This window comes from Rahnella sp. GSA61A, assembly GCF_019969905.1.
GTDB classification, from domain to species: domain Bacteria; phylum Pseudomonadota; class Gammaproteobacteria; order Enterobacterales; family Enterobacteriaceae; genus Rahnella; species Rahnella aceris.
In genome coordinates this window covers 70769-77554 of record NZ_JAHXYO010000025.1, presented here as the reverse complement: position 1 = coordinate 77554, position 6786 = coordinate 70769, and the positions used below count along the sequence as shown (strand labels likewise).

The window sequence follows — 6786 nt, the reverse complement described above, 5'->3', positions numbered from 1 at the left end:
GGACATGGAACGAATGCTTGCCGAGGTCAATACCGATGAGCGTAACGTTTTGCATGATGATCCCCTTCAGAAAGAAAAACACCCTGTCAGCGTACCGCTCACAGGGTGGGGGTGACCATCTTATTAAGGGAAGGCATCAAAGCCCTCCCTTTTCTTATTTCGTTGCTGCGTTTAAAGCTGCGGGCAACGCTGCAAACTGTTTAGCCAGGATGTTTCAGGCTGAGCGGCCAGACGACGCGCACGTCCGTGGCGGCGCAAAATCAATCCTTTGTCCTGCATTTCACTCAGATCGCGTCTGATCGTTTCGAGACTTACATCCAGCGATTGTGCCAGTTCGCTTACCTGTAGCACTTCATGTTGTTCAACCAACTGAAGGATGGCCTGATGGCGATTTTTTTTAAGCACCGGTTATTCCTGTTTATATGACAGTTATGTGACGAAGGTCACAAATAACGGTAACTATAATACCTGCGTTACATTGTTAATTTTGGGATCGATCTCAATTTTTCAGGAATCCGCGCAGAATTTTTACGCCTTCGGCGCTTTTTGGTTCGCTGCGTTTCTCTGTCATACTATGCGCATGCTCCATTTCCCTGCCCGGCACCGCTGAAAATACCTGCTACGCCGGGACGAATGACTAAGGATTTTTTATGGAATTCAATACTGCCGGTCTGATCTCACTTGACGAAGCGCTGGATAAAATGCACGACTGTGTACCGCCTAAAACAAGTCAGGAGGCCGAATCCCTGCCACTTGCTGGCGCCGCGGGCCGCATAACCGCCGCACCGGTGCTTTCACCGGTTTTTGTGCCACCTTTTGATAACTCCGCGATGGATGGCTATGCCGTACGTTGCACAGACTTGCACGACGGCGCGGTGTTCCCGGTCGCGGGCAAAGCCTTTGCCGGTGCGCCTTTTCATGGCGAATGGCCTGCCGGAAGCTGTATCCGCATCATGACCGGTGCGCCAGTTCCCGCCGAGGCTGACGCGGTGATCATGCAGGAACAGGCTGAAGTTTCAGATGCAGGAGTACGTTTCACTGCAACAGCGCAAAAAGGCCAGAATATCCGCCTGACCGGAGACGACATTAAACAGGGCGACAGCGTGCTGCCTGCCGGTGTACGGCTCGGTGCGGCAGAATTACCGCTGCTGGCCTCACTGGGCGTCACCCACGTCAAGGTGTGGAAACCGCTGAAAGTCGCCGTATTCTCCACCGGCGATGAACTGCAACCGGTGGGAACGCCTTTGCAGGAGGGGCAGATTTACGATACCAACCGTTTCGCTGTGCGCCTGATGCTGGAACAACTGGGCTGTACCGTCCTGGATTTAGGCATTATTCGCGATAATCCCCTGGCGCTGCGTAAAGCCTTCGAAGAAGCCAATGCGTTTGCCGATCTGGTGATTTCCAGCGGTGGCGTATCGGTCGGTGAAGCCGATTACACTAAACAGATTCTGGATGAACTGGGTGAAATTGGTTTCTGGAAGCTTGCCATGAAACCGGGCAAACCTTTTGCTTTCGGTAAACTGGAAAGCAGCTGGTTCTGCGGTTTGCCGGGGAATCCGGTGTCGGCAGCACTGACGTTTTATCAGCTGGTTCAGCCATTTATTGCACAGTTGTCCGGCCATACGGCCTGGCAGTTCCCGCCACGCCTGAAGGCAAAAGCGGTGACACCCTTGAAAAAATCCCCCGGACGTCTCGATTTCCAGCGCGGTATTTTCAGCACCAGCGCCGAAGGACAACTGGAAGTGCGCACCACCGGCCATCAGGGTTCGCACGTATTCAGCTCATTCAGCCAGGCCAACTGTTTTATCGTGCTTGAACGCGGGCGCGGTAACGTGGCCGCAGGCGAAATCGTTGAAATCGAACCGTTTAACGCCCTGCTGCGGAGCTGAACATGCCTCAACTGCCGGAACTGACGGACGCTGAAACCCTGCGTTATAACCGCCAGATCGTTCTGAAAGGGTTTGATTTTGACGGCCAGGAACAACTGAAAGCCAGTCATGCGCTGATTGTCGGACTGGGCGGTTTAGGCTGTGCCGCTGCGCAATATCTGGCGGCGGCAGGCACCGGTACGTTAACGCTACTGGATTTCGACACGGTCTCGCTGTCAAACCTGCAACGCCAGACGCTGCATACTGACGCCCGGATCGGCATGTCGAAAGTGGAATCCGCCGCAATGGCGCTGGCGGCAATCAATCCGCACATCGTCATTCATCAGATTAATACACAGGCCAGCGACGACATGCTGCGTGACCTGATCGCCGCCTGCGACGTGGTGGTCGATTGCACCGACAACGTCACCACGCGCAATCAGCTGAACGGTGAATGTTACTCGCAGAAAAAACCGCTGGTTTCCGGGGCCGCCATCCGCATGGAAGGTCAGCTCAGCGTGTTCACTTATCAGCCGCAGGAACCCTGCTACCGCTGCCTGAGCCGGTTATTCGGTGAAAACGCCCTGACCTGTGTGGAAGCCGGTGTGATGGCACCTTTAGTCGGCACCATCGGCAGTTTACAGGCGATGGAAACCATCAAACTGCTGACAAAATTTGGTGAAACCCCGCGTGGAAAACTGCTGATGTTCGACGCCATGACGTTGCAGTTCCGCGAAATGAAACTGATGAAAGACCCGCATTGTGAAGTGTGTGGGGATTGTTGAATCAGTAAATTCAGACACAAAAAAACCGCCTTTATCGGCGGTTTTCTATTTTTTATGACACCCAAAACAATTCGCAAAATCATTCGCGTTATATCAAGGCGGCAACTGCACGAATCCCCGGGAGCTTACATCGGTAAGTGACCGGGGTGAGTAAAGGCAGCCAACGCCGAGACAACGTGAAGGATGCAGCGAATTAACTATTGATGCCCTGGCTACGCAGATAATCTTCGTAATTACCCGAGAAATCAATCACGCGGGTCGGCGTCATTTCCAGAATACGGGTTGCCAGCGAGCTGACGAACTCACGGTCGTGGGAAACGAAGATCAGCGTACCTTCATACATTTCCAGCGCCATGTTCAGCGATTCGATGGATTCCATATCAAGGTGGTTGGTTGGTTCATCCATAATCAGGATGTTCGGACGTTGCATCATCAGTTTCCCGAATAACATACGACCTTTTTCACCACCGGAAAGTACTTTCACTTTCTTCTTGATATCGTCCTGACCGAACAGCAGACGGCCTAACACACCGCGTACGGCCTGCTCGTCGTCTTTCTCGGATTTCCACTGGCTCATCCAGTCAAAGACGTTCAGGGTGTCATCGAATTCATATTCGTGATCCTGCGCGTAATAACCGATCTTGGCGTTTTCAGACCATTTTACTGAACCGCTTTCCGGTTCATGCTCACCGACCAGCGTTTTCAGCAGCGTTGATTTACCGATACCGTTGGCACCCAGAATCGCGACTTTCTCGCCCACTTCAAGCATCAGGCCGAGATTTTTAAACAGCGGACCGTTGTCGAAACCTTTGGTGATTTTTTCCACTTCCAGCGCATTACGGAACAATTTCTTGTCCTGCTCGAAGCGCATGTAAGGGTTCTGACGGCTGGATGCTTTGATTTCATCAAGCTGAATTTTATCAATCTGACGGGCACGGGAAGTCGCCTGTTTAGATTTGGAGGCGTTCGCGCTGAAGCGGCTGACGAACGATTGCAGTTCAGCAATCTGAGCTTTCTTCTTGGCGTTATTGGCGCTGAGAAGTTCACGAGCCTGCGTCGCCGCCGTCATGTATTCATCGTAGTTGCCCGGATAAACACGCAGTTCGCCATAGTCGAGATCCGCCATGTGCGTACACACCATGTTCAGGAAGTGACGGTCATGGGAAATGATGATCATGGTGCTGTTACGTTCGTTCAGCACCTGCTCCAGCCAGCGAATAGTATCGATGTCCAGGTTGTTCGTCGGTTCGTCGAGCAGCAGGATTTCCGGGTCGGAGAACAGCGCCTGCGCCAGCAAAACACGCAGTTTAAAGCCCGGGGCGATTTCGCTCATCGGGCCATAATGTTGCTCGACAGGGATCCCCACGCCCAGCAGCAATTCACCCGCACGGGATTCTGCGCTGTAGCCGTCCATTTCGCCGTAAGCGACTTCCAGATCAGCCACTTTGTAGCCGTCTTCTTCGCTCATTTCCGCCATCGCGTAAATACGGTCGCGCTCTTCCTTCACTTCCCACAATTCGGTGTGGCCCATGATAACGGTGTCCAGCACGCTGAACTGTTCGAAGGCGAACTGATCCTGGCGTAATTTACCCAGACGCTCATTCGGGTCCAGCACAACGTTACCGCCAGAAGGCACTAAGTCGCCACCGAGGATCTTCATGAAAGTGGACTTGCCACAACCGTTCGCGCCAATCAGGCCGTAACGGTTACCGCCGCCAAATTTCACGTTAATATTTTCAAATAACGGCTTGCTGCCGAATTGCATGGTGATGTTGTAAGTACTTAGCACAACGCTCGCTCTTAATTGGGAAATGTGATTTGGCGCGCATTATGCCACAACAGCGCGTCAGGATCGCCTGTAGTTGTGGTCATTTTTCACTCAACAGCTAAAAAAAATGCTTAATGTGCGACTTTTCAGAAAGCAATAAAAACAAAAAACCCGGCCGGAGCCGGGTTTGTCGTACAACCGCTGAAATCAGAAGTTGTAGCCAATCACGCCGTAGTAACCCCAGCCGGTGGACTTCACATCGAAGTTACCGTTACCGAAGTTCAGTTCAGCGCCGTCAGCCCACTGGCCGCCGTTGTGGAAGTAACGCGCCACGAACGAGTAATGCCAGTGTGTGTAGTTCAGCGACAGGATATGGCTGGAGGCGATAGAGTTGTTAGAACGCGCTTTGTTGCCGTTCAGATCACGGAAATCGTCATCACCCAGTGAGGAGCCCCAGTCGAAGTTGGTGAACCCGATATAGCTCAGGTTGCCACCCCACAGTTGCGTCAGAGGAACGAAATATTTCACTTTGAAACGGTAACCGTCCCAGCTGTTTTCATTCGCTGCGCCGTAGTTTTCCCACTGGTATTTCGCATACACGTTCAGAGACAGGCTCATCGGCAGACCGGTGTCGATGTCGGTGCCCAGCCCCATGTACCAGGTATTCTGACGGTTATCGCTGTCCGGGCCCATGTCGTAGATATAGTTGTTCGCGAAGTACCATTCTTTGAACGGACCGAAGCTCAGATCAGTACCGGTCAGCTTATCAATAGAGAAACGCGGTTCGATTTCCATAAACAGCGGAGAACCGTTTTTATCCCAGATACCGGTGTCATTACCGTTACCGGCGCCGAAGGTTTTAGGAATATCGATATAACCGTAGAAATCAAACCAGTCTTTGTGCGCAAACGCTTCATATTCAAGGTAAACATCGTTACGCAGCGTAGGCCCGAAACGGGTATCGGCGCTACCTACAACGTTGACACTTTGGTGCCACCAGTCAGAAACAAATTCGCCCTTGCTATCATCAGCGAGCACGGTCGCGCTGTAGGACAAAGCCATCAAAGCGCCTGCTGCAATAATTTTATTTTTCATATTTTTACCAGAAGCGGGGGGTGGAACAACGCCTTGCCACTTTCAGACGTTGCATAAAACAAACCCTAAAACTGTGATCCGCAACCGATTGCTGCACATAGTGCAAAAAACCTGCAATTACCAGTTACTTCCTACAAGAGTCGACTTTTCTTAGCTAATAAATAGATTTGGTCAAGGTTTGTCAATTTCTGTTTCATTCCGATACATCCCCAATGTGACATTCATCACATTTATCTTTCCGTGCGCTTTTATTCAGTACGGACTGATGCAAAAAGTTATCGTTGATAAAATGACCATTCGTTATTTGTCATGCTATAATCATGACAAATAACGGTGCGGAGGCACACATCATGAATTCAAAAATTACCGGGCTGTCTTCCAGCTCTGTGCAAGATTCTGCAACGCCGCTTTGGCAATCTGCGGGCCTTCCCGCAAGCAGCGGAATCAGTTTGATAAATGCCATACAAAAGGGATTTCCGGTTGATAGTATCAGCCGTCTTAATACTGAGCTGGGATGGCCAAAAATGGTGTTACTGGAAATCATGGGCATTAACGAACGCAACTATGCCCGGCGTAAAGCCGGGAACGGATTGCTAAAAAGTGAAGAGAGTGAACGTGTGGCGCGACTGGTTCGCATCGTGGATGCCGCAACTGATTTGTTCGAAGGGGATCGTGTCTCGGCGCTCGAATGGTTCACCCGCCCTGCTCCGGCACTGGATGGTTCACGTCCGCTGGAACTGCTGTCTTCTGAAGCGGGTGCTGTGGAAGTCAGCCGCCTGATTGGTCGTCTCCAGCACGGTGTCTTCAGTTGAAGCTGTTTCGTATCGTGCAGACCCGCCATCTGGCGACAGCCTGGTCGGGAGCCGGCGCGCAACTTTATGGCGGTCGCTGGAATCCGCCAGGCAGGCCGGTCGTCTATGTCACCACCAGCATCTCACTGGCTATCCTGGAAATTCTGGTGCATTTGCAAAACAGCATGCTGATGCGTTCCTATACCTTGCTGAGTATTGAGGTGCCAGAGGAACTGCTGGATACGCTGGAAGTTTCAGAACTTGCCGCCGACTGGCGAAGCGCATCGGTGCCTGACAGCACACAACGTCAGGGTGACGTCTGGCTTGCAGAAGGTGAATATGTCGGGCTGAAAGTGCCGTCAGTGATTGTGCCGTCGGAATACAACGTATTACTTAATCCGCTACACCCGTCTTTTGCCGATTTACTGAGTTCAGTAGAACGCGAGCCCATGATGTTTGACCCGCGCCTGCAATAA

At 51.9% G+C, this 6786-nt stretch carries 7 protein-coding genes; 4 read left to right on the top strand and 3 right to left on the bottom strand.

What is annotated here, in order from left to right; genetic code table 11:
- Positions 1 to 171 precede the first annotated feature (171 nt).
- Positions 172 to 405 carry a DeoR family transcriptional regulator gene (locus LC431_RS23085; RefSeq protein ID WP_013574728.1) on the bottom strand — a complete coding sequence of 78 codons (234 nt, stop codon included), beginning with the start codon at positions 403 to 405 and terminating at the stop codon, positions 172 to 174.
- A 245-nt stretch (positions 406 to 650) separates the two neighbouring features.
- Between LC431_RS23085 and moeA the strand changes: the two genes are divergently transcribed.
- Both moeA and moeB read left to right on the top strand, forming a co-directional pair.
- A complete protein-coding gene (gene moeA / locus LC431_RS23080; RefSeq protein ID WP_223510367.1) occupies positions 651 to 1892 on the top strand; it encodes a molybdopterin molybdotransferase MoeA in 1242 nt (413 codons plus the stop codon).
- Between the two features lie 2 nt (positions 1893 to 1894).
- Positions 1895 to 2656, top strand: a complete 762-nt coding sequence (moeB, locus tag LC431_RS23075) for a molybdopterin-synthase adenylyltransferase MoeB (protein ID WP_013574726.1) — start codon at positions 1895 to 1897, stop codon at positions 2654 to 2656.
- 193 nt (positions 2657 to 2849) lie between these two features.
- Here the strand turns inward: moeB and LC431_RS23070 are convergent, their stop codons facing one another.
- Entirely contained in the window at positions 2850 to 4445 is a 1596-nt protein-coding gene (locus tag LC431_RS23070) for an ABC-F family ATPase (RefSeq protein WP_013574725.1), read from the bottom strand.
- Between the two features lie 186 nt (positions 4446 to 4631).
- Positions 4632 to 5519: a nucleoside-specific channel-forming protein Tsx gene (locus tag LC431_RS23065; protein ID WP_013574724.1), complete on the bottom strand. Its 888-nt coding sequence runs from the start codon at positions 5517 to 5519 to the stop codon at positions 4632 to 4634.
- A gap of 350 nt (positions 5520 to 5869) precedes the next feature.
- Between LC431_RS23065 and LC431_RS23060 the strand changes: the two genes are divergently transcribed.
- Together LC431_RS23060 and LC431_RS23055 are read left to right on the top strand one after the other, a co-directional pair.
- On the top strand, positions 5870 to 6331 hold the full coding sequence (locus LC431_RS23060; protein ID WP_013574723.1) for an antitoxin Xre/MbcA/ParS toxin-binding domain-containing protein: 462 nt from the start codon (positions 5870 to 5872) through the stop codon (positions 6329 to 6331).
- Positions 6328 to 6786: an RES family NAD+ phosphorylase gene (locus tag LC431_RS23055; protein ID WP_112198338.1), complete on the top strand. Its 459-nt coding sequence runs from the start codon at positions 6328 to 6330 to the stop codon at positions 6784 to 6786. The genes LC431_RS23060 and LC431_RS23055 overlap by 4 nt, the downstream gene beginning before the upstream one ends.